The sequence below is a fragment of the Enterobacter chengduensis genome, assembly GCF_001984825.2.
Classification (GTDB): domain Bacteria; phylum Pseudomonadota; class Gammaproteobacteria; order Enterobacterales; family Enterobacteriaceae; genus Enterobacter; species Enterobacter chengduensis.
Genome location: NZ_CP043318.1, coordinates 1183071 through 1205007 on the forward strand (window position 1 = coordinate 1183071; position 21937 = coordinate 1205007).

At 59.1% G+C, this 21937-nt stretch carries 20 protein-coding genes; 14 read left to right on the forward strand and 6 right to left on the reverse strand.

The annotated features are described in order from the left end of the window. Nucleotides 1-56: 56 nt before the first annotated feature. The gene (locus FY206_RS05905) at nucleotides 57-1166 is read right to left on the reverse strand and encodes an AI-2E family transporter (RefSeq protein WP_032638376.1); all 1110 of its coding nucleotides are present in this window, start codon (nucleotides 1164-1166) and stop codon (nucleotides 57-59) included. 364 nt (nucleotides 1167-1530) lie between these two features. On the opposite strand from FY206_RS05905, the gene mmuP reads away from it, so the two are divergent. From mmuP to tauD, 7 genes are all read left to right on the forward strand, one after another. Beyond that, nucleotides 1531-2931 carry an S-methylmethionine permease gene (gene mmuP, locus FY206_RS05910; protein WP_032638378.1) on the forward strand — a complete coding sequence of 467 codons (1401 nt, stop codon included), beginning with the start codon at nucleotides 1531-1533 and terminating at the stop codon, nucleotides 2929-2931. Further along, nucleotides 2918-3850: a homocysteine S-methyltransferase gene (mmuM, locus tag FY206_RS05915; RefSeq protein ID WP_032638380.1), complete on the forward strand. Its 933-nt coding sequence runs from the start codon at nucleotides 2918-2920 to the stop codon at nucleotides 3848-3850. Before mmuP ends, mmuM begins: the two co-directional genes overlap by 14 nt. Nucleotides 3851-4082: 232 nt before the next feature. Beyond that, a complete protein-coding gene (locus tag FY206_RS05920; RefSeq protein ID WP_032638743.1) occupies nucleotides 4083-5225 on the forward strand; it encodes an IS481 family transposase in 1143 nt (380 codons plus the stop codon). A gap of 374 nt (nucleotides 5226-5599) precedes the next feature. Further along, nucleotides 5600-6562: a taurine ABC transporter substrate-binding protein gene (tauA, locus tag FY206_RS05925; protein WP_032638382.1), complete on the forward strand. Its 963-nt coding sequence runs from the start codon at nucleotides 5600-5602 to the stop codon at nucleotides 6560-6562. Between the two features lie 10 nt (nucleotides 6563-6572). Next, complete coding sequence (gene tauB / locus FY206_RS05930) at nucleotides 6573-7340, forward strand: taurine ABC transporter ATP-binding subunit (protein ID WP_032638384.1); 768 nt, start codon at nucleotides 6573-6575, stop codon at nucleotides 7338-7340. After that, on the forward strand, nucleotides 7337-8164 hold the full coding sequence (tauC, locus tag FY206_RS05935; RefSeq protein ID WP_032638387.1) for a taurine ABC transporter permease TauC: 828 nt from the start codon (nucleotides 7337-7339) through the stop codon (nucleotides 8162-8164). The genes tauB and tauC overlap by 4 nt, the downstream gene beginning before the upstream one ends. Then, complete coding sequence (gene tauD / locus FY206_RS05940) at nucleotides 8161-9012, forward strand: taurine dioxygenase (protein ID WP_032638389.1); 852 nt, start codon at nucleotides 8161-8163, stop codon at nucleotides 9010-9012. Before tauC ends, tauD begins: the two co-directional genes overlap by 4 nt. A 55-nt stretch (nucleotides 9013-9067) precedes the next feature. On the opposite strand, the gene olsF is transcribed toward tauD, so the two are convergent. From olsF to ampH, 3 genes are all read right to left on the reverse strand, one after another. Beyond that, nucleotides 9068-10783 (reverse strand): bifunctional ornithine lipid synthase OlsF, encoded by a 1716-nt coding sequence (olsF, locus tag FY206_RS05945; RefSeq protein WP_032638392.1) that lies wholly within the window; start codon nucleotides 10781-10783, stop codon nucleotides 9068-9070. Nucleotides 10784-10855: 72 nt separating this feature from the next. Further along, nucleotides 10856-11830: a porphobilinogen synthase gene (hemB, locus tag FY206_RS05950; protein WP_032638394.1), complete on the reverse strand. Its 975-nt coding sequence runs from the start codon at nucleotides 11828-11830 to the stop codon at nucleotides 10856-10858. Nucleotides 11831-11992: 162 nt separating this feature from the next. Beyond that, nucleotides 11993-13153 carry a D-alanyl-D-alanine-carboxypeptidase/endopeptidase AmpH gene (ampH, locus tag FY206_RS05955; protein ID WP_032638396.1) on the reverse strand — a complete coding sequence of 387 codons (1161 nt, stop codon included), beginning with the start codon at nucleotides 13151-13153 and terminating at the stop codon, nucleotides 11993-11995. Between the two features lie 382 nt (nucleotides 13154-13535). Here ampH and sbmA point away from each other — a divergent pair, with 382 nt between their 5' ends. Beyond that, entirely contained in the window at nucleotides 13536-14756 is a 1221-nt protein-coding gene (gene sbmA, locus FY206_RS05960; RefSeq protein WP_032638398.1) for a peptide antibiotic transporter SbmA, read from the forward strand. Nucleotides 14757-14770: 14 nt separating this feature from the next. Beyond that, nucleotides 14771-15868 carry a DUF1615 domain-containing protein gene (locus FY206_RS05965; RefSeq protein ID WP_077064115.1) on the forward strand — a complete coding sequence of 366 codons (1098 nt, stop codon included), beginning with the start codon at nucleotides 14771-14773 and terminating at the stop codon, nucleotides 15866-15868. Here FY206_RS05965 and FY206_RS05970 read toward each other — a convergent pair. Further along, a complete protein-coding gene (locus tag FY206_RS05970) occupies nucleotides 15865-16164 on the reverse strand; it encodes a DUF2755 family protein (protein WP_032638402.1) in 300 nt (99 codons plus the stop codon). The genes FY206_RS05965 and FY206_RS05970 overlap by 4 nt on opposite strands. 248 nt (nucleotides 16165-16412) lie before the next feature. On the opposite strand from FY206_RS05970, the gene FY206_RS05975 reads away from it, so the two are divergent. Next, on the forward strand, nucleotides 16413-16649 hold the full coding sequence (locus FY206_RS05975; protein ID WP_032638404.1) for a DUF2754 domain-containing protein: 237 nt from the start codon (nucleotides 16413-16415) through the stop codon (nucleotides 16647-16649). Here the strand turns inward: FY206_RS05975 and ddlA are convergent. After that, nucleotides 16646-17746, reverse strand: a complete 1101-nt coding sequence (gene ddlA / locus FY206_RS05980; RefSeq protein WP_032638406.1) for a D-alanine--D-alanine ligase — start codon at nucleotides 17744-17746, stop codon at nucleotides 16646-16648. The genes FY206_RS05975 and ddlA overlap by 4 nt on opposite strands. A 103-nt stretch (nucleotides 17747-17849) precedes the next feature. Between ddlA and FY206_RS05985 the strand changes: the two genes are divergently transcribed. From FY206_RS05985 to phoA, 4 genes are all read left to right on the forward strand, one after another. Continuing rightward, on the forward strand, nucleotides 17850-18533 hold the full coding sequence (locus tag FY206_RS05985) for an extensin-like domain-containing protein (protein ID WP_032638408.1): 684 nt from the start codon (nucleotides 17850-17852) through the stop codon (nucleotides 18531-18533). A gap of 168 nt (nucleotides 18534-18701) precedes the next feature. Then, entirely contained in the window at nucleotides 18702-19916 is a 1215-nt protein-coding gene (locus FY206_RS05990; protein ID WP_032638409.1) for a multidrug efflux MFS transporter, read from the forward strand. Nucleotides 19917-20126: 210 nt separating this feature from the next. Further along, entirely contained in the window at nucleotides 20127-20387 is a 261-nt protein-coding gene (gene iraP / locus FY206_RS05995) for an anti-adapter protein IraP (RefSeq protein WP_032638411.1), read from the forward strand. Nucleotides 20388-20486: 99 nt separating this feature from the next. Further along, on the forward strand, nucleotides 20487-21902 hold the full coding sequence (phoA, locus tag FY206_RS06000) for an alkaline phosphatase (RefSeq protein ID WP_032638413.1): 1416 nt from the start codon (nucleotides 20487-20489) through the stop codon (nucleotides 21900-21902). Nucleotides 21903-21937: the final 35 nt, after the last annotated feature.

A 21937-nucleotide genomic window follows, 5' to 3' on the forward strand; every position in this document is an offset into this window, starting at 1 on the left:
AAGGCGAAAAAAAAGGCGGCACGGTGCCGCCTGGTGTGTTCTTTATCGTCACGCTCTTACAAATCTGGAGGATTTCTTCCTTCTTCAATGAAGTCGGGATCCAGCTCTTCGGCGTTCCCGGCGTGATCGCGTCCCGAGAAGAGGTTCCAGCAGGCGATAAACAGCGCGGCAATCAGCGGCCCAATGACAAAGCCGTTAATGCCGTACAGCTCCATGCCGCCGAGGGTGGAGATCAGAATCAGGTAGTCCGGCATTTTGGTGTCTTTACCCACCAGCAGCGGACGCAGGATATTGTCCACCAGCCCGACGACGATCACGAAGAAGCCGACGATGAACAGCCCTTGCCAGATTTGGTGAGTGGCGAACAGGAAGATAGCGGCGGGCACCCAGACGATCGCCGAGCCGATGGCGGGCACCAGGGAGAGGAATGCCATCAATGCGCCCCAGAGCACGCTGCCGTCAATACCTGCAATAGCAAACGCGATCCCGCCGAGGACGCCCTGAACCACGGCCACCGCCGCCGTGCCTTTTACCGTGGCGCGCGAGACGCCGACAAATTTGGCGAACAAATGCTGCTTGGCGAAATCAGACAGCGGCAGGGAGTCGAGGATCTGGCGCACCAGATAGGGGCCGTCTTTCAGCAGGAAGAACAGCAGATACAGCATGATGCCGAAGCTAATCGCAAAGCCAAACGTTCCTTTGCCGATCAGGAACGCGCTGCCCGCCAGATACTGCCCGCCCTGAAGAGCGACGTCGGAGAGTTTTTTCTGGATTTGCGCCGCGTTGTTCAGGTTGTGATCCGCCAGGAAGCCGCTGGCCCAGTCCGGCAGGTGGTTGAAGATGCTCGCCACCACTTCCGGGAACTGGGTGTTGTTCTCCTGCAGTTTGGTGTAAACCACGTTCAGCTCAATGGCGAGCGAGGAGAGGATCACCATCAGCGGAATAAAGACGATCAGGCAGATAATACCGATGGTCAACAGCGAGGCCAGCCCGTTGCGATCCCCCAGCGCGGTGCGCAGCTTGTTTTTTACCGGGTTGAAGATGACGGTCAGAATGGCGGCCCACAGTATCGCGGAGAAGTAGGGCGACAGCACGTCGAAGAAGGCCCAGGTCACAAGGGCGAGAATGAAAATAAAGAAACCTTTAGTCAGTCCGTTAAAGCGCATCAGTCAGTCCTGGTTACTAAGAAACTGTGACGACTATAGAACTGATTCTGAGAATTACCAACCCTCGCGCCGGGCGGCGGCTGCGCCTTACCCGGCCTCGGGGCACTATTGCGGTATGAATCCGCTATTCACGGATACCACTTTCGACTGACCGAAGTTCGCCCTCATCCGCACCATGCTGTAAGTATCTGCCTGCGGAGGTGCTTATGGCCTGGCGTCCGATTCTCTACGTGATCCTCACCACCCACCCCAGACTCAGCGCGCGGCGCGCCCGTTTGCGTCTGGTCATCTAGCTTTTTATTAACAATCGCGGTATAACACACCTTCTTTGGATGTTTAGATGTCCATACGTATAGAAGGTAATATGCAAACACAACAAGAAAATGGGCAGCTTAAGCGCACCATGAAAACACGCCACCTGATTATGCTCTCGCTGGGCGGCGTGATTGGGACAGGGTTATTCTTCAATACCGGATACATCATTTCCACGACCGGGGCGGCGGGCACGCTGCTGGCGTACCTGATCGGCGCGCTGGTGGTCTGGCTGGTGATGCAGTGTCTGGGCGAGCTTTCCGTGGCGATGCCGGAAACCGGCGCGTTCCACGTCTATGCTGCCCGCTATCTTGGCCCGGCGACGGGCTACACCGTGGCGTGGCTCTACTGGCTTACCTGGACGGTGGCGCTCGGGTCGAGCTTCACCGCCGCAGGCTTCTGCATGCAGTACTGGTTCCCGCAGGTGCCCGTCTGGGCGTGGTGCGTGGTCTTCTGCGTGGTGATTTTTGGCCTCAACGTCATCTCAACGCGCTTCTTTGCGGAAGGCGAATTCTGGTTCTCCCTGGTGAAGGTCATCACCATCATCGCCTTTATTATTCTTGGCGGCGCGGCGGTCTTTGGCTTTATCCCGATGCAGGACGGTTCGCCCGCGCCGGGCTTAAGCAACATCACCGCCGAGGGCTGGTTCCCGCACGGCGGCCTGCCGATTCTGATGACCATGGTGGCGGTGAACTTTGCCTTCTCCGGCACCGAGCTTATCGGCATTGCGGCGGGCGAAACGGAAAACCCGCACAAGGTGGTTCCGGTGGCGATCCGCACCACCATCGCGCGCCTCATTATCTTCTTTATCGGCACCGTGTTTGTGCTGGCGGCGCTGATCCCGATGCAGCAGGCAGGGGTGGAAAAGAGCCCGTTCGTGCTGGTGTTTGAAAAGGTCGGTATTCCTTACGCGGCAGATATCTTTAACTTCGTGATCCTGACGGCGATCCTTTCGGCAGCGAACTCCGGGCTGTATGCCTCCGGGCGCATGCTGTGGTCGCTCTCGAATGAGAAAACGCTGCCGCGCTGCTTTGCCCGGGTGAATAAAAACGGCGTGCCGCTGACGGCGCTCTCGGTGTCCATGCTCGGCGGCGTGCTGGCGCTGTTCTCGAGCGTTATCGCGCCGGATACGGTGTTTGTCGCGCTCTCGGCGATTTCCGGCTTTGCGGTAGTGGCGGTCTGGATCAGCATCTGCGCATCACACTTTGTCTTCCGCCGCCGTCATCTGCAGTCCGGCCAGCCGCTCTCTGCGCTGCAGTACCGGGCGCCGTGGTATCCGCTGGTGCCGGTGCTTGGGTTTATCCTCTGCGTGGTGGCCTGCGTCGGCCTGTGGTTTGACCCCAGCCAGCGCATTGCCCTTTATTGTGGGATTCCGTTTGTCGCCCTGTGTTATGGTGCCTACTACCTGACCCGAAATATGACATCGCAGGAGCCTGAACATGTCGCAGAATAATCCGCTTACCGCCATCCTTGAAAAACAGCCGTTTGTGGTGCTGGATGGCGCAATGGCGACGGAGCTGGAAGCGCGCGGGTGTAACCTTGCAGACAGCCTCTGGTCTGCCAAAGTGCTGATGGAAAACCCGGAGCTTATCCGCGAAGTGCACCTCGATTACTACCGCGCAGGGGCGCAGGTGGCGATCACCGCCAGCTATCAGGCCACGCCGGCGGGCTTCGCGGCCCGCGGGCTGGACGAGGCGCAGTCTCGTGCGCTGGTTGGCAAAAGCGTGGAGCTGGCGCGTAAGGCGCGCGAAGCGTATCTGGCTGAAAATCCGCAGGCGGGGACGCTGCTGGTGGCGGGGTCCGTGGGGCCGTACGGCGCATATCTGGCGGATGGCTCGGAGTATCGCGGCGACTACGTGCGCGGCACCGAGGAGTTTACCGCCTTCCACCGCCCGCGCGTGGAAGCGCTGCTGGACGCGGGCGCTGACCTGCTGGCCTGCGAAACGCTGCCGTCTTTTGCAGAGATTAAGGCGCTGGCGGCCCTTCTGGCGGAGTATCCCCGCGCCCGGGCGTGGTTCTCCTTTACCCTGCGGGACAGCGAGCACCTGAGCGACGGTACGCCGCTGCGCGAGGTGGTCAGCGCGCTGGCAAACTCGCCGCACATTGTCGCGCTGGGCATCAACTGCATCGCGCTGGAAAACACCACCGCGGCGCTGAAGCACCTGCAAAGCCTGACGGCGCTGCCGCTGGTGGTCTACCCCAACTCGGGCGAGCACTATGACGCGGTGACCAAAACCTGGCACCACCACGGCGAAGCGTGCGAGACGCTGGCGGGGTATCTGCCCCAGTGGCTGGACGCCGGAGCGAAGCTGATTGGCGGCTGCTGCCGCACCACGCCGAAGGACATTGCTGAGCTGAACGCGCAGCGCTGAGTTTTTTTGCCTGGTGGCGGCTGCGCCTTACCCGGCCTACGTGAGGGGTTCGTGCGCTGATGCCCTCACCCTGACCCTCTCCCACAGGGCTGAGGAATGCCCACAAATAATACCTGCACGGACAACCCCCTCTCCCTTGAGGGTGTACAGTCCGGGGACATAGTGAACACTTGTTCGGGGACATGGTAGACACTTACAACTAAGGCATAAGAACCCGTTTATGGAGTCGCTTATGCCGTGGGATGCGAGAGATACCATGTCATTACGTACCGAGTTTGTTTTGTTCGCCTCGCAGGACGGGGCGAACATCCGTTCCCTCTGCCGTCGCTTCGGCATTTCACCTGCTACCGGCTACAAGTGGCTTCAGCGCTGGGCTGTCGAGGGCGAACCCGGCCTGCAGGACCGCCCCCGCACGCCGCATCATTCCCCCAACCGCTCGTCTGACGACGTCACCGCCCTGCTGCGCATGGCACATGAGCGTCATGAACGCTGGGGCGCCCGCAAGATTAAGCGCTGGCTGGAAGACCAGGGACACCGTATGCCTGCCTTCAGCACTGTCCATAACCTGATGGCCCGTCACGGCCTGCTGCCCGGCACGGCTCCGGGTATTCCGGCCACCGGACGGTTCGAACATGACGCCCCGAACCGGCTCTGGCAGATGGATTTTAAGGGGCACTTCCCCTTTGGCGGCGGCCGTTGCCATCCGCTCACCCTGCTCGACGACCACTCCCGTTTTTCCCTGTGCCTCACACACTGTACCGATGAACGGCGTGAGACCGTGCAGCAACAGCTGGTCAGCGTCTTTGAACGCTACGGCCTGCCGGACCGGATGACGATGGATAACGGCTCACCGTGGGGCGACACAACCGGCACCTGGACGGCGCTGGAGCTGTGGCTGATGCGCCACGGTATCCGGGTGGGCCATTCCCGGCCTTATCATCCGCAGACGCAGGGCAAGCTGGAGCGTTTTCACCGCAGCCTGAAGGCGGAAGTGCTGCAGGGGAAATGGTTCGCGGACAGCGGCGAGCTGCAGCGTGCCTTCGACCACTGGCGGACGGTCTATAACCTTGAACGCCCGCACGAGGCGCTGGATATGGCGGTCCCGGCCTCACGCTATCAGCCGTCTGCGCGGCAGTACGGCGGCAGCGTGACGCCCCCGGAATATGATGAAGGTGTGCTGGTCAGGAAAGTGGATATCAGCGGGAAGCTGAGCTTACAGGGAGCCAGTCTGAATGCAGGAAAGGCGTTCAGGGGAGAACGGGTGGGGCTGAAGGAGACGCAGGAGGATGGCTGCTATGAAGTGTGGTGGTACAGCACGAAAGTGGGGGTGATCGACCTGAAGAAAAAGTCGATCACCATGGGTAAAGGATGTTAAAAAGTGTTCACCATGTCCCCGAACACCTGTCTACCATGTCCCCGGACCGTACAGAGGGAGAGGGCTGGGGTGAGGGGGAGCATACGGCTGAAGTGGTCATTTCGTTCACTTTATGTTCCTTGCTACTCTGTAAGGACATGGCCGGGCTCCCGGCGGTAAATCGCCGCTTCCTGAAGTCACATGCATCGCTTCAGGTATAAAATTGCTGGAGATTCCTCACCCCACGGGGAGAGGGAAAATGAACCGCACAAAACCGACTATCCTTTCCCGCTTTTTATCTAAAAACGAATCGTTATGAGCGATGCGTTTTTATTCCTTTATCAAAATTCCCGCGTTGGAAATACTGCCCTCATAACAACAGGGGAGCAGGCACTATGGCTATTTCATCGCGAATCACACTTCTCGGCGCGCTGGCGCTGTGGGCATTTCAGGCGCAGGCGGTGGACGTCACCGTCGCGTATCAAACCTCCGCAGAACCGGCGAAAGTCGCGCAGGCGGATAACACCTTTGCCAAAGCGAGCGGCGCGAACGTCGACTGGCGCAAGTTCGACAGCGGCGCGTCCGTCGTGCGCGCGTTAGCCTCCGGCGACGTGCAGATCGGCAATATCGGATCCAGCCCGCTGGCGGTTGCGGCCAGCCAGCAGGTGCCGATTGAGGTTTTCCTGCTCGCCTCGCAGCTCGGGAACTCTGAAGCGCTGGTGGTGAAGAAAAACATCTCTAAACCGGAAGATCTTATCGGCAAGCGCATCGCCGTGCCGTTTATCTCCACTACCCACTACAGCCTGCTGGCGGCGCTTAAGCACTGGGGCATCAAGCCGGGCCAGGTGCAAATTATCAACCTGCAGCCGCCGGCGATTATCGCGGCCTGGCAGCGCGGCGATATTGACGGGGCCTACGTCTGGGCACCGGCGGTGAACGAGCTGGAAAAAGACGGCACCGTGCTGACCGATTCCGAAAAGGTGGGCCAGTGGGGCGCGCCAACGCTCGACGTGTGGGTGGTGCGCAAAGACTTTGCCGAGAAGCATCCTGAGGTGGTGAAAGCCTTCGCGAAAAGCGCGATTGACGCCCAGCAGCCGTACATCAGCAATCCGGATGAGTGGCTCAAGCAGCCCGCCAACCTGGAAAAACTCTCCCGCCTGAGCGGCGTGCCGGAAGCGGACGTGCCGGGGCTGGTGAAAGGCAACACCTATCTGACCCCCGCGCAGCAGGTGCAGCAGCTGACCGGGCCGGTGAACAAAGCGATTGTCGATACCGCCACCTTCCTGAAAGAGCAGGGCAAAGTGCCCGCGGTGGCGGCGGATTACAGCCAGTACGTGACCGATCGTTTTGTGAAATAAGGAGCTCGCCATGCTGAATATTACGAACCTGTACGCCGATTACGGCGGAAAACCGGCGCTGGAGGACGTCAACCTGACGCTGGACAGCGGCGAACTGCTGGTGGTGCTCGGCCCGTCCGGATGCGGAAAAACCACGCTGCTGAATCTGATCGCCGGGTTTGTTCCTTATCAGCATGGCACCATTCAGCTGGAAGGCAAAAAGGTGGAAGGCCCGGGCGCCGAGCGCGGCGTGGTCTTTCAGAACGAAGGGTTGCTTCCCTGGCGTAACGTGCAGGAGAACGTGGCGTTTGGGCTACAGCTTGCGGGCATCGGTCGCGAACAGCGGCTGGAAACGGCGCGGCAGATGCTGAAAAAAGTGGGTCTCGAAGGGGCGGAAAAACGCTTTATCTGGCAGCTTTCCGGCGGCCAGCGACAGCGCGTCGGGATTGCCCGCGCGCTGGCCGCCAATCCGCAGCTGTTGCTGCTGGACGAGCCGTTCGGGGCGCTGGATGCCTTCACCCGCGAGCAGATGCAAACCCTGCTGCTGCGCCTGTGGCATGAGACGGGCAAGCAGGTGCTGCTGATTACCCACGATATCGAAGAGGCGGTGTTTATGGCCACCGAGCTGGTGCTGCTCTCGCCGGGGCCGGGCCGCGTGCTGGAGCGCTTGCCGCTGGATTTCGCCCGCCGCTACGTCGCGGGGGAAGCGGTGCGCAGCATCAAGTCCGATCCGCGGTTTATCGAACAGCGTGAGTACGTCTTAAGCCGCGTGTTTGAACAGCGGGAGGCCTTCTCATGAGCATCGTCTTCAGTGAAAAAACGCGCCGCACGCGTCTGGCGCCGCGCTGGCCGTTCTCGCGCCAAATCACCCTGAGCGTCGGTACGCTGCTGGTGCTGCTCGCGGTGTGGTGGGCGGTTGCTGCCCAGCAGTGGATCAGCCCGCTGTTTCTGCCGCCGCCGGGGCAGGTGCTGAGCAAACTCATCGCCATCGCCGGGCCGCAGGGCTTTATGGACGCCACGCTCTGGCAGCATCTCGGCGCAAGCCTGACGCGTATCCTGGTGGCGCTGCTGGCGGCGGTGATTATCGGCATTCCCGTGGGGATTGCGATGGGGCTGAGCCCGACGGTGCGCGGCATTCTCGACCCGCTGATTGAGCTTTACCGCCCGGTGCCGCCGCTGGCCTATCTGCCGCTGATGGTGATCTGGTTCGGCATCGGTGAAACGTCAAAAATCCTGCTGATCTATCTGGCGATTTTCGCCCCGGTTGCCATGTCGGCGCTGGCGGGCGTAAAGAGCGCTCAGCAGGTGCGGATCCGCGCGGCGCAGTCGCTGGGGGCAAGCCGGACGCAGGTGCTGCTGTTCGTGATTTTACCGGGCGCGCTGCCGGAGATTTTAACCGGGCTGCGCATCGGCCTCGGCGTGGGCTGGTCCACGCTGGTGGCGGCAGAGCTGATTGCGGCCACGCGCGGCCTCGGGTTTATGGTGCAGTCGGCGGGAGAGTTCCTGGCGACTGACGTGGTGCTGGCAGGGATCGCGGTTATTGCCGCGATTGCCTTTGGATTAGAGCTGGGGCTGCGCGCGTTACAGCGCCGCCTGACGCCCTGGCATGGAGAAATACAATGAGTGAACGTCTGACTATTACCCCGCTGGGGCCGCACATTGGCGCGCAGGTGTCGGGCCTGGACGTGGCCCGTCCGCTGAGCGATAACCAGTTCGAGCAGCTGTACCACGCGGTGCTGCGCCATCAGGTGGTGTTCCTGCGCGAGCAGGCGATCGCTCCGCAGCAGCAGCGCGCGCTGGCCCTGCGCTTTGGCGATCTGCATATTCATCCGGTCTATCCGCACGCGGAAGGGGTAGAGGAGATTATCGTTCTGGACACCCACAACGATAACCCGCCGGATAACGATAACTGGCATACCGACGTGACCTTTATCGAGACGCCGCCCGCCGGGGCCATTCTGGCGGCGAAGCTGCTGCCGGAAACCGGCGGCGATACGCTGTGGGCCAGCGGGATTGCGGCATACGAGGCGCTTTCCGCGCCGTTCCGGACGCTGCTGAGCGGGCTACGGGCGGAGCACGATTTCAAAAAATCGTTCCAGGAATACAAGTACCGTAAGAGTGAAGAGGAACACCAGCGCTGGCAGGAGGCGGTCGCGAAGCATCCGCCGCTGCTGCACCCGGTGGTGCGGACCCATCCTGTCACGGGCAAGCAGGCGCTGTTCGTGAACGAAGGGTTTACCACGCGCATTGTGGACGTGACGGAAAAAGAGTGCGAGGCGCTGTTACGCTTCCTGTTTGCGCACATTACCAAACCGGAGTTCCAGGTGCGCTGGCGCTGGCAGGAGAACGATCTCGCAATCTGGGATAACCGCGTGACGCAGCACTATGCCAACGCGGACTATCTGCCGCAGCGCCGGATTATGCAGCGGGCGACGATTTTGGGGGATAAGCCGTTTTACCGTGCGCCTTGATCCCCTCACCCTAACCCTCTCCCCAAAGGGGCGAGGGGACTGCCCGGTGCGGTTTTCACTGGGGTGAGGGTATTAAATGTGCCTCTATATACCGCTGATAGCGGTTCGCCTTCAGGTAACACAAATCCACCAGCACCAGCCCGTCAACGCAGTTGTTGAACGCCGGGTCGCTGCCAAAATCGATAAACTGCACGCCGCCGGGTTCACATAGCTCCGAATACTGCTTGTAGAGCGGCGGAATGCCGCAGCCCAGGTTGCCGAGCAGGGATTTGAGCTTCGTCAGATCGTCCACGTAATCCACGCCGCCGAACTGCGCGAGCACGTCCGGCAGCGAGGCGGGATAGGGCTGGCGTGACGCGGCGAGCGGGTGGGTCGCGGGGAACCACAGGCGGTAAAAGGCGACCAGCAGATCCCGCGCCGCAGGCGGTAAGCCGCCGGAAATGGACACCGGGCCAAACAGGTAGCGATAGTGCGGATAACGCGCCAGATAGGCCCCAATGCCTGACCAGAGATAATCCAGACCCCGACGCCCCCAGTAGCGCGGCTGAATAAAGCTGCGCCCCAGCTCAATGCCGTGCTCCAGCACGTCCTGCATTTTGTCGTCGTAGTGGAACAGGCTGTAGCTGTATAACCCGTCCAGCCCGCAACGCTCAACCTGCTTTGCGGTGGGCATAAAGCGATACGCCCCGACGATCTCCAGATCCTCATCATCCCACAGGATCAGGTGCAGATAATCGTCATCGTAACGGTCGGTGTCCCGGCGCTTGCCGCTCCCTTCTTCGACTGCGCGAAACGCAATTTCGCGCAGGCGGCCCAGCTCGCGCAGCAGCGGAGCCTCTTCCTGACCGTTGCGCTGCCACAGGTAGATGATTTTACCGTCGCTGGTGTTGCCCAGGCATTCGGCCTGCGCCAGCGCGCGTTTCAGGGTGGCCCGGTCTTCCGGGCGGGCAATAGCGCACTGGGTTTTAAAGACGCCAGGCACTCCCTTGCCAAGACGCATCACGTGCTGACGGCACTGCTCGGCCATCTCACGCGACGAAAGGGTGGCGCTGTGCCAGTGATGCCAGGCGATCTGCTGGCCGATTTTTATCGGCAGCTGGCTGTGGCGGCGGCGGAACATCTGCTGCATGAGCAGCAGCATCGACAGCGTTGGCGACACCAGCGTGCTGGCATAAAAGAGCAGGCTGTTGTGCGCCTGAATATGCACCGGCAGCAGCGGTACGCGCAGCTTGCCAGCGAGCTTAATAAAGCCAGAGTGCCATTTTTTATCGCGAATGCCTTTGCGCGTGGGGCGGGACACTTCGCCTGCCGGGAAGAAGATCAGCACGCCCGCGTTTTGCAGGTGCTGCTCCAGCTGCACCAGCGACGATTTCGCCGTCCTGCCGCCCATATTGTCCACCGGAATAAACAGCGAACTGAGGGGCTCAAGGTGGGTCAGCATCCGGTTGGTCACGACCTTCACGTCGCGACGCACGCGGGAGACGGCGTACATCAGCGCCAGCCCGTCAAGGGTGCCCGTCGGGTGGTTGGCAATAATGACCAGCGGGCCATGTTCGGGGATTTGTTCGAGATCGCGGGCGGAAACGGAGCAGAGAATATCAAGGTGTTCCAGAACTTGCTCCACCATATCCAGTCCTTTCAGGTGGCGGTGAGCTGCGGCAAACTGCTGAAATTCGTCTTCGTAGAACAGTCTTTTTAACAGACTTTTTTGCCAGGGTGCAGGCCTCGCCTGAGGCCAAAGATCGTCGAGAACGCTATCGAGGCTAAACATGGTTACTCCTCCTGCCGTCTTGCGAAGACAGTAGAAGGAGCAGATGTCGGTTGTATTGCAGTTTGGTGAAGATTAGCGGAGGATTTTTTTCTCGGCCAGATCCAGCGCGAAGTAGCTGAAGATCAGATCCGCGCCCGCGCGTTTGATCGCGCCCAGGCTTTCAAGGATCACTTTCTCTTCGTCAATCGCTCCCGCCAGCGCGGCGAATTTGATCATCGCGTACTCGCCGCTCACCTGGTAAGCGCCCAGCGGCAGCTCGGTGCGCTCGCGGATGTCGCGCAGGATATCGAGATATGCCCCAGCCGGTTTCACCATCAGGCAGTCCGCGCCCTGGGCTTCATCAAGCAGGGATTCACGAATCGCTTCGCGGCGATTCAGCGGGTTCATCTGATAGGTTTTGCGATCGCCTTTCAGCGCCGTACCGGCCGCTTCACGGAACGGACCGTAGAACGAAGAGGCAAATTTGGTGGAGTAGGACATGATGGCGGTGTCGGTAAAGCCTGCGGCATCCAGCGCCTGACGAATCGCCTGAACCTGCCCGTCCATCGCCGCAGAAGGGGCGATGAAATCAGCCCCTGCAGCGGCCGCGACAACGGCCTGCTTGCTAAGGTTCAGCAGGGTGGCATCGTTATCCACGCCGTGGTCGCACAGCACGCCGCAGTGGCCGTGAGAGGTATATTCGCAGAAGCAGGTGTCTGACATGACGACCATTTCCGGCACGGTCTCTTTGCAGATGCGGGACATGCGGGCGACGAGGCCATCTTCTTTCCACGCGTCGCTGCCGGTGGCGTCGGTATGGTGGGAGATGCCAAAGGTCATCACCGAGCGGATCCCCGCGTTGGCAATGCGTTCAATTTCGCGCGCCAGATATTTCTCCGGAATGCGCATGACGCCCGGCATGGCTTCGATGGCTTTGTAGTCATCGATCTCTTCTTCAACAAAAATCGGCAACACCAGATCGTTTAAGGTCAGGGTTGTCTCTTCAAACATAGCGCGCAGTGCGGGTGACTTGCGCAGGCGGCGGGGACGTGCAATTAAATCGGTCATAGTATGCCTGATGTTTGTGGAACAAAGAGGGCTAGTGTACCCGAAAGCGTCGCGAGGTGTTTATTAAAGAGGGCGGTTTAGGGGACGATAGCAGGCCTGCGACGATGCCCAGATGCGGGGCAAACGGTTTTGCGTCAACCGCTTGCCCACGGAATATTGAGATCAGTTAGAGGCGGTGAGAACCTGGGCTTTATTGGCGCTCAGTTCAGCCACCAGGTTATTAATCCCGTCACTCATATTGACGAAACGCGTATGCGGGGAGCGGGTGACCACCACAAACGCGCCCACGTTTGACTGCGGGATCATGGCCATATAGGTGATGAACCCGCCACCGCCGCCGGTTTTCTGAATAATACCCGGACGGCCATTTTTCGGTGCCATATAGACCCAGCCCATGCCGAGCGCGTCGGCTTTACCCGGTACGTCCATCCCGATGACCCGATGCAGCTGAGTACGCTGATAAATCAGGGTCTGCATACGATCGGCCTGGCTGCTGCGCGAGTAGAAATCTGAGGACAGGAACTGCTGCATCCAGCGCATCATGTCGCCAGGCGTGGAGTAAACGCCGCCGCTGCCCACGGCCGCCAGCGTGTTATTACAGGGGCTGGCGCCTTTTTCCGCCACCATCAGGCGACGGCACTGGTCCGGGGACGGGGTAAACGTGGTGTCTTTCATGCCGAGCGGACGGGTGATCTGCTCTTCAAACAGCTGCGTGTACGGTTTGCCAGCCGCCGTTGAGAGGGCATCCGCCAGCAGGTCGAACGCCAGGTTTGAATAAGAGGCCTGCGAGCCCGGTGCCGCCTTCAGCGTGGCGGTACTCAGATAGCTCCAGCGCTGGTCGCGCGTTGGCCAGACAAACACGTCACGATGCGCCGCCCCGCCTGGCTGCTCACGCGGCAGGGCGCTGGTGTGGGTGGCAAGGTTCACAAGCCGGATCGGCGTTCCCTGATAGGTTGGCACCCGGGCGCCCGGGGGCGCGTATTTACTGAGCGGGTCGTCGAGCTTTACTACGCCCTGGTCGAGCAGTTTCACCAGCATTTCGCTGGTCATCAGCTTGGTTAAGGACGCGATGCGGATAACGGAATCCAGCTGCGGGTGAATGTTATTTCCCGGGCGCGTTTCGCCAAAGCTGCGGAACACGCGCTGGTTGCCGTCGATGACGACCATCGCCATCCCGGTCGCGCCGCTGCCGTAATAGATAAGGTTCGCGTAACGATCGGCAATGTCTGAAGCTAAAACGGGCGCCGTCAGCGGTTGGGCTGCCTGGGCGGTAGAAAAGCTCACCGCACACAGCGCGGCAAAAGAGAGCAGACAACGTTTCAACGAAAAGCATCCATGAAGTGAATGAAGAAAGTAATGGGTATTTATACTACTAATCGGTACCGTGCAATGCCCCGAATTGCATAACGATAGCGAGAAAAACGTAACCATGGGTAAATATGAACAATTTACCTGCGAGCCATCTCCCATTTTGTGACATCGGGCTTATGATAGGCACCGGTGTCACTCAATTTTACGGAGAACGGTATGTCTGAGAGGCCTGCGGTGAAACGCACCGAAACAATTCTCGAAAACTGGAAAGCGAACTAATAATTAACCCTCGGGTCTGACCTTTTTGCCTGCGCCGGGAGGCTGGCTCAGGCGCGTTTTTCGTGTGGTAACGTGGTGTGCACAGCAACCACCATAACAACAAGAAGGAAGCATTATGTTTAAGTCTTTTTTCCCAAAGCCGGGGCCTTTTTTCCTGTCGGCATTTATTTGGGCACTGATCGCCGTCATTTTCTGGCAGGCGGGCGGCGGGGCCTGGCTGACCCGCATCACGGGCGCGACAGGCGAGGTGCCGATTAGCGCGGCGCGCTTCTGGTCGCTCAGCTACCTGCTGTTTTATGCCTACTACACGGTGTGCGTGGGGCTGTTTGCGCTGTTCTGGTTTGTCTATTCTCCGCACCGCTGGCAGTACTGGTCGATCCTCGGCACGTCGCTGATTGTCTTTGTCACCTGGTTCCTCGTGGAGGTGGGCGTGGCGGTTAACGCCTGGTATGCGCCGTTCTACGATCTGATCCAGACCGCGCTGAGCTCGCCGCACAAGGTGACCATCAACCAGTTTTACCATGAGGTCGGGATCTTCCTCGGTATCGCCCTGATTGCGGTAGTCATCGGCGTGATGAACAACTTCTTCGTCAGCCACTACGTTTTCCGCTGGCGTACCGCAATGAACGAACATTACATGGCGCACTGGCAGCACCTGCGCCATATCGAAGGCGCCGCGCAGCGTGTGCAGGAAGACACCATGCGTTTTGCCTCCACGCTTGAGGACATGGGCGTAAGCTTTATCAACGCCATTATGACGTTGATTGCCTTCCTGCCCGTGCTGGTCACGCTCTCGGCGCACGTGCCGGATCTGCCGATTGTTGGCCATCTGCCGTATGGCCTGGTAATTGCCGCGATCGTCTGGTCGCTGATGGGGACGGGCCTGCTGGCGGTGGTGGGGATCAAACTGCCGGGTCTGGAGTTTAAAAACCAGCGCGTCGAAGCCGCTTACCGTAAGGAGCTGGTTTACGGTGAGGATGATGCCAGCCGCGCCTCGCCGCCGACGGTCCGCGAGCTGTTTGGCGCCGTGCGTCGTAACTACTTCCGACTCTATTTCCACTATATGTACTTCAACATTGCCCGTATTTTGTATCTGCAGGTGGATAATGTTTTCGGTTTGTTCCTGCTGTTCCCGTCGATTGTTGCGGGTACGATTACGCTCGGTCTGATGACGCAGATCACCAACGTTTTCGGTCAGGTTCGCGGGTCGTTCCAGTACCTGATCAGCTCCTGGACCACGCTGGTGGAGCTGATGTCCATCTACAAACGTCTGCGCAGTTTTGAACGTGAGCTGGACGATCGTGACCTGCAGGAAGTGACCAACACATTCAGCTAATACAGGGAGTTGCTATGCCTTTTGCCGTACCGCGCGCGTTACCGTTGTCCCTGCTGGCCGCTCTTGTGCTGGCAGGCTGTGCCGAAAAAGGGGCTGCTCCGCTCAAAAAGGGGGAGAAGCCCGTTGACGTGGCGAGCGTTGTGCGGCAGAAAATGCCCGCCAGCGTGAAGGATCGCAATGCGTGGGCAGACGCGCTGGCAAAAACCTTTGAAAGCCAGAAGATTGCCCCGACCGAGGAGAATATCTGCTCTGTGCTGGCGGTGGCGCAGCAGGAGTCGATGTACCAGTCGGACCCGGTGGTGCCGGGTCTGAACAAAATCGCGTGGAAAGAGATCGACCGCCGCGCGGAGTCCATGCACATCCCGGTGTTCCTGGTACACACCGCGCTTAAAATCACCTCGCCAAACGGTAAAAGCTACAGCGACCGGCTGGACACGGTGAAAACCGAAAAACAGCTCAGCGCCATTTTTGATGATTTCATCAGCATGGTGCCGATGGGGCAGAAGCTGTTCGGCTCCCTGAACCCGGTCCACACCGGCGGTCCGATGCAGGTGAGCATCGCGTTCGCAGAGAAGCATACCGACGGCTACCCGTGGAAAATCGACGGTACGGTGCGCCAGGAGGTCTTCTCCCTGCGCGGCGGGCTGTGGTTCGGCACGTATCATCTGCTGAACTATCCGGCTAACTACAGTGAGCCGCTGTACCGCTTTGCCGACTTTAACGCCGGCTGGTATGCCAGCCGTAATGCGGCATTCCAGAGTGCGGTTAGCCGCGCAAGCGGCGTTAAGCTCGCGCTGGACGGCGATCTCATTGCTTACGGCAGCAGCGAGGCGGGAAGCACCGAGCTGGCCGTACGGAAATTATCGACAGCGCTTGGTATGAGCAACAGCGATACCCGCCGTCAGCTTGAAAAAGGCGACAGCCTGGCATTCGAGAAAACGGAACTGTACAAAAAGGTGTTTGCGCTGGCGGAGCAGAAAAGCGGAAAAGCGTTACCGCGGGCTATCCTGCCGGGCATTCAGCTGGAAAGCCCGAAGATCATGCGTTACCTGACCACCGCATGGTTCGCAAAGCGCGTGGACGATCGCCGGGCGCGCTGTATGGGGCTTTAGCGGCGACGGCGTAAGCGCAGCACTAATGCCACCACGCCCAGAACCATACATCCCGCGAGGAAGGGAATCAGGCCGAAGAGGGTACTGACGCCAAATCCAATCTCCACTCGCGGGCGTCCGTTATCCTGCACCTGCATCAGGTGTTCATAAACGCCCGGGGCGTGGACCAGCATATTCAGCAGCTGTGAGCCGGCCCAGAAGCAGAACAGGACAAACAGGGCATAAGCGATATTACCCGCCGTGGAGGTTTTTGGTTTGCCGCCAAAAATCGGTTTCGACAATGTAAAGTCAGCCATATGACCTCCCGAAATATCACTCTGTTTCAATACGCGTCTTACAGAGTGAGTTTGACAGGTCATCGCATTTGTCAATATCAGAATCGTGGTAATTTACCCGCCGGAATCCTCCTGGATTGTCGATTTCTGCAGCACATCACAATTTCGTCACTTAAGTGAAATTGCGTCGCGTTTCAGAATTTCCGTATCTGCCACAGACCTGGCCATAAAACTGTGAGAGGATGTCTTTTTTTCCTGCCGGAGTTGTTATGAAGCTCACGTCCAAACTACGCCGTGACTGGCACTACTACGCCTTTGCCATCGGGCTGATCTTTATTCTTAACGGTGTCGTGGGCCTGCTGGGGTTTGAAGCAAAAGGGTGGCAAACGTATGCCGTCGGGCTGGTGACCTGGGTAATCAGCTTCTGGCTGGCGGGGTTGATTATCCGCCGTCGCCCTGAAGAGACGACAGCGGATGAGGCGGAGTCGGCGAATCGCGCCGATTAACCGTTTACGGAACTTTTAAGCGCGCCGTCGGCGGCGTGACGCTCCAGCGCCAGTTCGATCAGGCGGGTGATCAGCTCCGGGTAGCTCAGCCCGCTCGCCTGCCACAGCTTCGGATACATGCTGATGTTGGTGAATCCCGGCAGCGTGTTGATTTCGTTGATCACCACCTCGTTTTCCGGGGTCAGGAACACGTCCACGCGCGCCATGCCGCAGCAGCCGAGCGTCTGATAGGCGTGAACGGCGATCGCCCGGATCTTATCGTTAATCGCCGGATCGAGATCCGCAGGAACGACAACCTGCGCGCCGTGGTCATCAATGTATTTGGTATCGTAGGAGTAGAAGTCGCTGTTTAACACCACTTCGCCGCAGGTACTCGCCTGTGGAAAATCGTTGCCCAGCACGGCGCACTCAATTTCACGGCCCTTGATCCCCTGCTCAACCACCACTTTATGGTCGAATTCGAACGCCAGGCGGACGGCCTGGGTGAACTCTGCTTCGCTGGTCACTTTGCTGACGCCCACGGAGGAGCCCTGGTTGGCAGGCTTCACAAACAGCGGCAGCCCCAGTTGATCGCTAACCTGCGCGAAGCTGTGCTTGTCGCGGTTGGCGCGGGTGAGCGTCACGAACGGGGCAATATTCAGCCCGGCGTCGCGCAGCAGGCGTTTGGTGACGTCTTTATCCATGCACGCGGCAGAGCCGAGGACGTCCGAGCCGACGAACGGCAGGTTGGCCATGCGCAGCATTCCCTGCAGGGAACCATCTTCCCCCAGCGTGCCGTGAACGATGGGGAAGACAACGTCGATCTGAGCGAGAGCCTGCGCATTGCCGGCGTCGATGAGTTGCCCCTTCACGACGCCGGGAACGGTCGCGACGCTCACTTCTGAAGGATTCAGGGCGATGTGTGCCGGGTCGTGCGCGTTAAGCAGATACTGGCTGGCGTCGTTGACGTGCCACTGGCCCTGTTTATCAATGCCCAGCAGCACCACGTCAAAACGGCTTTTATCGATCGCATCAACGATATTTTTGGCCGATTGCAATGATACTTCGTGCTCCGCTGATTTTCCCCCAAAGACAATACCTACGCGCTGCTTAGCCATCTCACTCTCTTCCAGTCTGACGAAAAGCCAATAACATACCACGATGCCCGGCGGGTTTCGCGGCCTTCTGCCATACTATTTTGGGGAATGCTAAGGGGGGAGAGTGAAAGGAAAAACGCTGCTGACCGTTTTTATAATTGTGGCCGCTGCAGCGGCGGGCTACCGCTGGTTGCCGTCCTACTACAACCCGTTCAAACCGCTGACCCTGGACGATCCGCCAGGCCGCATCACCCAGTATAAGCTTCGGCGCTTAACGCCCGAGGCGTGCGCAAACCTGCTTGCGCAGGCTAATCAACGCGATCTTATCCGCACCCAGCCGGTCGCTGACAGCGCCGGTGAATGCCCGCTGAGCAACGTGGTGCGCGTGCGCGACTTCGGCCCGGTTGGCCTGAACGGCAGTTTTCTTGCCAGCTGTCCGCTGGCGCTCAGCACAGCCCTCTTTATCAGCCAGCAGGCGCGACCGCTGACAAAACGCTATACCGGCAGCGACCTGGCGCGTATCGACCACCTCGGCAGCTTTGCCTGCCGCAATATTTACCACCGCCCTGACGCGCGCCGCAGCGAACATGCCACGGCCGAGGCGCTGGATATCGCCGCTTTTCGTCTTGTGAACGGTGAACGCGTCACGGTGCTGAACGGCTGGAAGGCGGCAAACACCCAGCCCTGGCTGAAGGCCATGCTGGCGGCAAGCTGTGGCTACTACGGGAACGGCCTGGGGCCGGAGTACAACGCGGCGCATGCCAATCATTTTCATCTGGGCATGCGCGGCTTCGGGCTTTGCCGCTGAAGCATAATATTCCGCCAGAAAATGGATAAATTGTGACTTGTTTCACAAATATGATGACTGGGAAGATAAAACACCAAAGTCAGTCAGGCCGCACCTCTGGTGCGACGTCAAAATGCGTAACTTGCTAATCTGTCGGCGAATTCGCCTAAAAATGAAGACTATTTCTTTATGGAATCCTGGAAAGTTAATCTCATCTCGGTCTGGTTCGGCTGCTTCTTTACCGGGCTGGCCATTAGCCAGATCCTGCCGTTCCTGCCGCTGTACGTCTCGCAGCTGGGGGTCACCTCGCACGAAGCGCTCTCCATGTGGTCCGGCCTGACGTTTAGCGTCACGTTTCTGGTCTCTGCGATTGTTTCACCCATGTGGGGCAGCCTGGCGGATCGGAAGGGCCGTAAGCTGATGCTGCTGCGCGCCTCGCTCGGGATGGCGATCGCCATTCTGCTGCAGGCCTTCGCCACCAACGTCTGGCAGCTTTTCTTCCTGCGGGCGGTGATGGGGCTGACGTCCGGGTACATTCCGAACGCCATGGCGCTGGTTGCCTCTCAGGTGCCGCGCGAGCGCAGCGGCTGGGCGCTGAGTACGCTCTCAACGGCGCAGATCGGCGGCGTCATCGGCGGGCCGCTGCTGGGGGGCTTTCTGGCGGACCACGTCGGGCTGCGCGCGGTATTTATCATCACCGCGATCCTGCTGGTGGTCAGCTTTCTGGTGACGCTCTTTCTGATCAAAGAGGGAGGCCGCCCGGTTATCAGTAAAGCTGAACGCCTGAGCGGCAAGGCCGTCTTCGCCTCGCTGCCTTATCCGGGGCTGATGATTAGCCTGTTTGTGACCACCATGGTGATCCAGCTCTGTAACGGGTCGGTCGGTCCGATTCTGGCGCTGTTTATCAAGTCGATGGAGCCGGAGAGCACGAATATCGCTTTTCTGAGCGGCATGATTGCCGCCGTGCCGGGCGTATCCGCCCTGATTTCCGCGCCGCGTCTGGGAAAACTGGGGGACAGGATCGGCACGGCGCGCATCCTGATGGCGACGCTGATCGTTGCGGTCGTCCTCTTCTTCGCGATGTCGTTCGTCACGTCTCCGCTTCAGCTTGGCGTACTGCGATTTCTGCTCGGCTTTGCTGACGGCGCCATGTTGCCTGCGGTTCAGACCCTGCTGGTTAAATATTCCAGCGACCAGGTAACGGGGCGTATTTTTGGGTATAACCAGTCATTTATGTATCTGGGGAATGTTGCCGGCCCGCTTATAGGCGCATCCGTTTCCGCAATGGCCGGTTTTCGCTGGGTATTTGCGGCCACGGCCATTGTCGTGTTAATCAATATTATCCAGCTGGCTATTGCGCTGCGTCGCCGCAGACAAATGGCGGAGGCCAGGTCGGCGAGATAATTGTTGGGCTGATGCATTATATATTCTTATGGTAGCCGCATTTTTATATAACAAAATGCGGCGTTTTTATATAGAAAAACGTTTCGCTGAAAATGCCAGCGCCCTAATTTGGCGGCGATCTCACTTTTGCATAAGATAATAATTTTCTCCGCTTTGCATATTGCATTCCTGGTGTTAATTTCAGGGGAAACCCCATAAGGAAATAGCACGATGAAGAATCTCATTGCTGAGTTGCTGGTTAAGCTTGCACAAAAGGAAGAAGAGTCAAAAGAGCTGGTTGCCCAGGTCGAAGCGCTGGAGATTGTTGTTACCGCGCTGCTGCGTCGGATGGATACCTCCGATCAGCAGGCATTAATTGACAGCATCGAAGGCGCCCTCGATAAAGCGCGGCCCGATACCCAGGTCCCCCCCGAGGATGCCGATCTGCTTCAGCAATACGTAAAGAAGCTGTTAAGGCATCCGCGCAGCTAAACCGTCACAGTACGTAACGACGTGTCATAGAATTGTCATGCAGGATGCCTATAGTCGCTCTGTTTTTATTTTTATGTATTTGTACATGGAGAAAATAAATTGAAACAGAGCGCACTTTTCATCGCATTACTTCCCCTGTTAATTACCCCTGCCATTTATGCTGACACCACGCAAACCAGCGTGCTGGACAATCGTGCGGCAAAAGGGGATATCACCCAGCCCGGCGGCGCGCGCCGTTTATCAGAAGATCAAACGGCCGCTATTCGCGCTTCGCTAAATGATAAGCCGGCGAAAAATATTATTCTGCTGATTGGCGATGGAATGGGTGATTCCGAAATCACGGCGGCGCGAAATTACGCCGAGGGGGCGGGCGGCTTTTTTAAAGGTATCGATGCATTACCGCTGACCGGACAATATACCCATTACGCGCTGGATAAAAAAACCGGTAAACCCGATTACGTAACGGACTCCGCGGCCTCTGCCACGGCGTGGTCCACGGGCGTGAAAACCTATAATGGCGCGCTGGGCGTGGATATTCACGAAAAAGATCATCAAACCCTTCTCGAGATGGCAAAGGCGGCGGGCCTGGCGACCGGCAACGTCTCCACCGCTGAGCTTCAGGATGCGACGCCCGCGGCGCTGGTGGCGCACGTGACCTCGCGTAAATGCTACGGTCCGTCAGTGACCAGCGAAAAATGCCCAACCAACGCGCTGGAAAAAGGCGGCAAAGGGTCGATTACGGAACAGCTGCTCAATGCGCGTCCTGACGTGACCCTGGGCGGCGGGGCGAAAACCTTTGCAGAAACCGCGACGGCGGGCGAGTGGCAGGGCAAAACGCTGCGCGAGCAGGCGCAGGCGCGCGGCTATCAGCTGGTGAGTGACGCCAGTTCTCTTGCCGCCATCACCGATGCGAACCAGGACAAGCCGCTGCTGGGGCTCTTCTCTGAGGGCAACATGCCCGTGCGCTGGGAAGGTCCAAAAGCCTCGTATCACGGCAATATCGATAAGCCTGCGGTGACCTGTACGCCAAACCCGAAACGCACGGACAGCGTGCCGACGCTGGCGGCGATGACCGATAAAGCGATCTCTCTGCTGAGCAAGAGCGAGAAAGGGTTCTTCCTGCAGGTAGAAGGCGCGTCAATCGACAAGCAGGATCATGCGGCGAATCCGTGCGGCCAGATTGGTGAAACCGTCGATCTGGACGAAGCGGTGCAGAAGGCGCTTGAGTTCGCGAAAAAAGACGGCAACACCCTGGTGATCGTCACCGCCGACCACGCGCACGCCAGCCAGATTATTCCGCCAGATACCAAAGCCCCGGGCCTGACGCAGGCGCTGAACACCAAAGACGGCGCCGTTATGGTGTTGAGCTACGGCAACTCTGAAGAGGAGTCCATGGAGCATACCGGCACCCAGCTGCGCATTGCCGCCTACGGGCCGCATGCGGCAAACGTGGTCGGCCTGACCGACCAAACGGATCTGTTCTATACCATGAAGGCAGCGCTGGGGCTTAAGTGATAAAACCCCGGCGGAAATCACATCTGCCGGGTGGT

Bases quoted from the DNA above. Each gene is read 5' to 3' on its own strand.
- tauB (WP_032638384.1), top strand. From the start codon at position 6,573: ATGCTGAATATTACGAACCTGTACGCCGATTACGGCGGAAAACCGGCG.
- tauD (WP_032638389.1), top strand. From the start codon at position 8,161: ATGAGTGAACGTCTGACTATTACCCCGCTGGGGCCGCACATTGGCGCG.
- iraP (WP_032638411.1), top strand. From the start codon at position 20,127: ATGAAGAATCTCATTGCTGAGTTGCTGGTTAAGCTTGCACAAAAGGAA.
- FY206_RS05970 (WP_032638402.1), bottom strand. From the start codon at position 16,164: ATGGCTGACTTTACATTGTCGAAACCGATTTTTGGCGGCAAACCAAAA.
- FY206_RS05990 (WP_032638409.1), top strand. From the start codon at position 18,702: ATGGAATCCTGGAAAGTTAATCTCATCTCGGTCTGGTTCGGCTGCTTC.
- FY206_RS05965 (WP_077064115.1), top strand. From the start codon at position 14,771: ATGCCTTTTGCCGTACCGCGCGCGTTACCGTTGTCCCTGCTGGCCGCT.
- tauC (WP_032638387.1), top strand. From the start codon at position 7,337: ATGAGCATCGTCTTCAGTGAAAAAACGCGCCGCACGCGTCTGGCGCCG.
- mmuP (WP_032638378.1), top strand. From the start codon at position 1,531: ATGCAAACACAACAAGAAAATGGGCAGCTTAAGCGCACCATGAAAACA.
- FY206_RS05920 (WP_032638743.1), top strand. From the start codon at position 4,083: ATGCCGTGGGATGCGAGAGATACCATGTCATTACGTACCGAGTTTGTT.
- FY206_RS05905 (WP_032638376.1), bottom strand. From the start codon at position 1,166: ATGCGCTTTAACGGACTGACTAAAGGTTTCTTTATTTTCATTCTCGCC.
- FY206_RS05975 (WP_032638404.1), top strand. From the start codon at position 16,413: ATGAAGCTCACGTCCAAACTACGCCGTGACTGGCACTACTACGCCTTT.
- tauA (WP_032638382.1), top strand. From the start codon at position 5,600: ATGGCTATTTCATCGCGAATCACACTTCTCGGCGCGCTGGCGCTGTGG.
- olsF (WP_032638392.1), bottom strand. From the start codon at position 10,783: ATGTTTAGCCTCGATAGCGTTCTCGACGATCTTTGGCCTCAGGCGAGG.
- hemB (WP_032638394.1), bottom strand. From the start codon at position 11,830: ATGACCGATTTAATTGCACGTCCCCGCCGCCTGCGCAAGTCACCCGCA.
- ddlA (WP_032638406.1), bottom strand. From the start codon at position 17,746: ATGGCTAAGCAGCGCGTAGGTATTGTCTTTGGGGGAAAATCAGCGGAG.
- mmuM (WP_032638380.1), top strand. From the start codon at position 2,918: ATGTCGCAGAATAATCCGCTTACCGCCATCCTTGAAAAACAGCCGTTT.
- sbmA (WP_032638398.1), top strand. From the start codon at position 13,536: ATGTTTAAGTCTTTTTTCCCAAAGCCGGGGCCTTTTTTCCTGTCGGCA.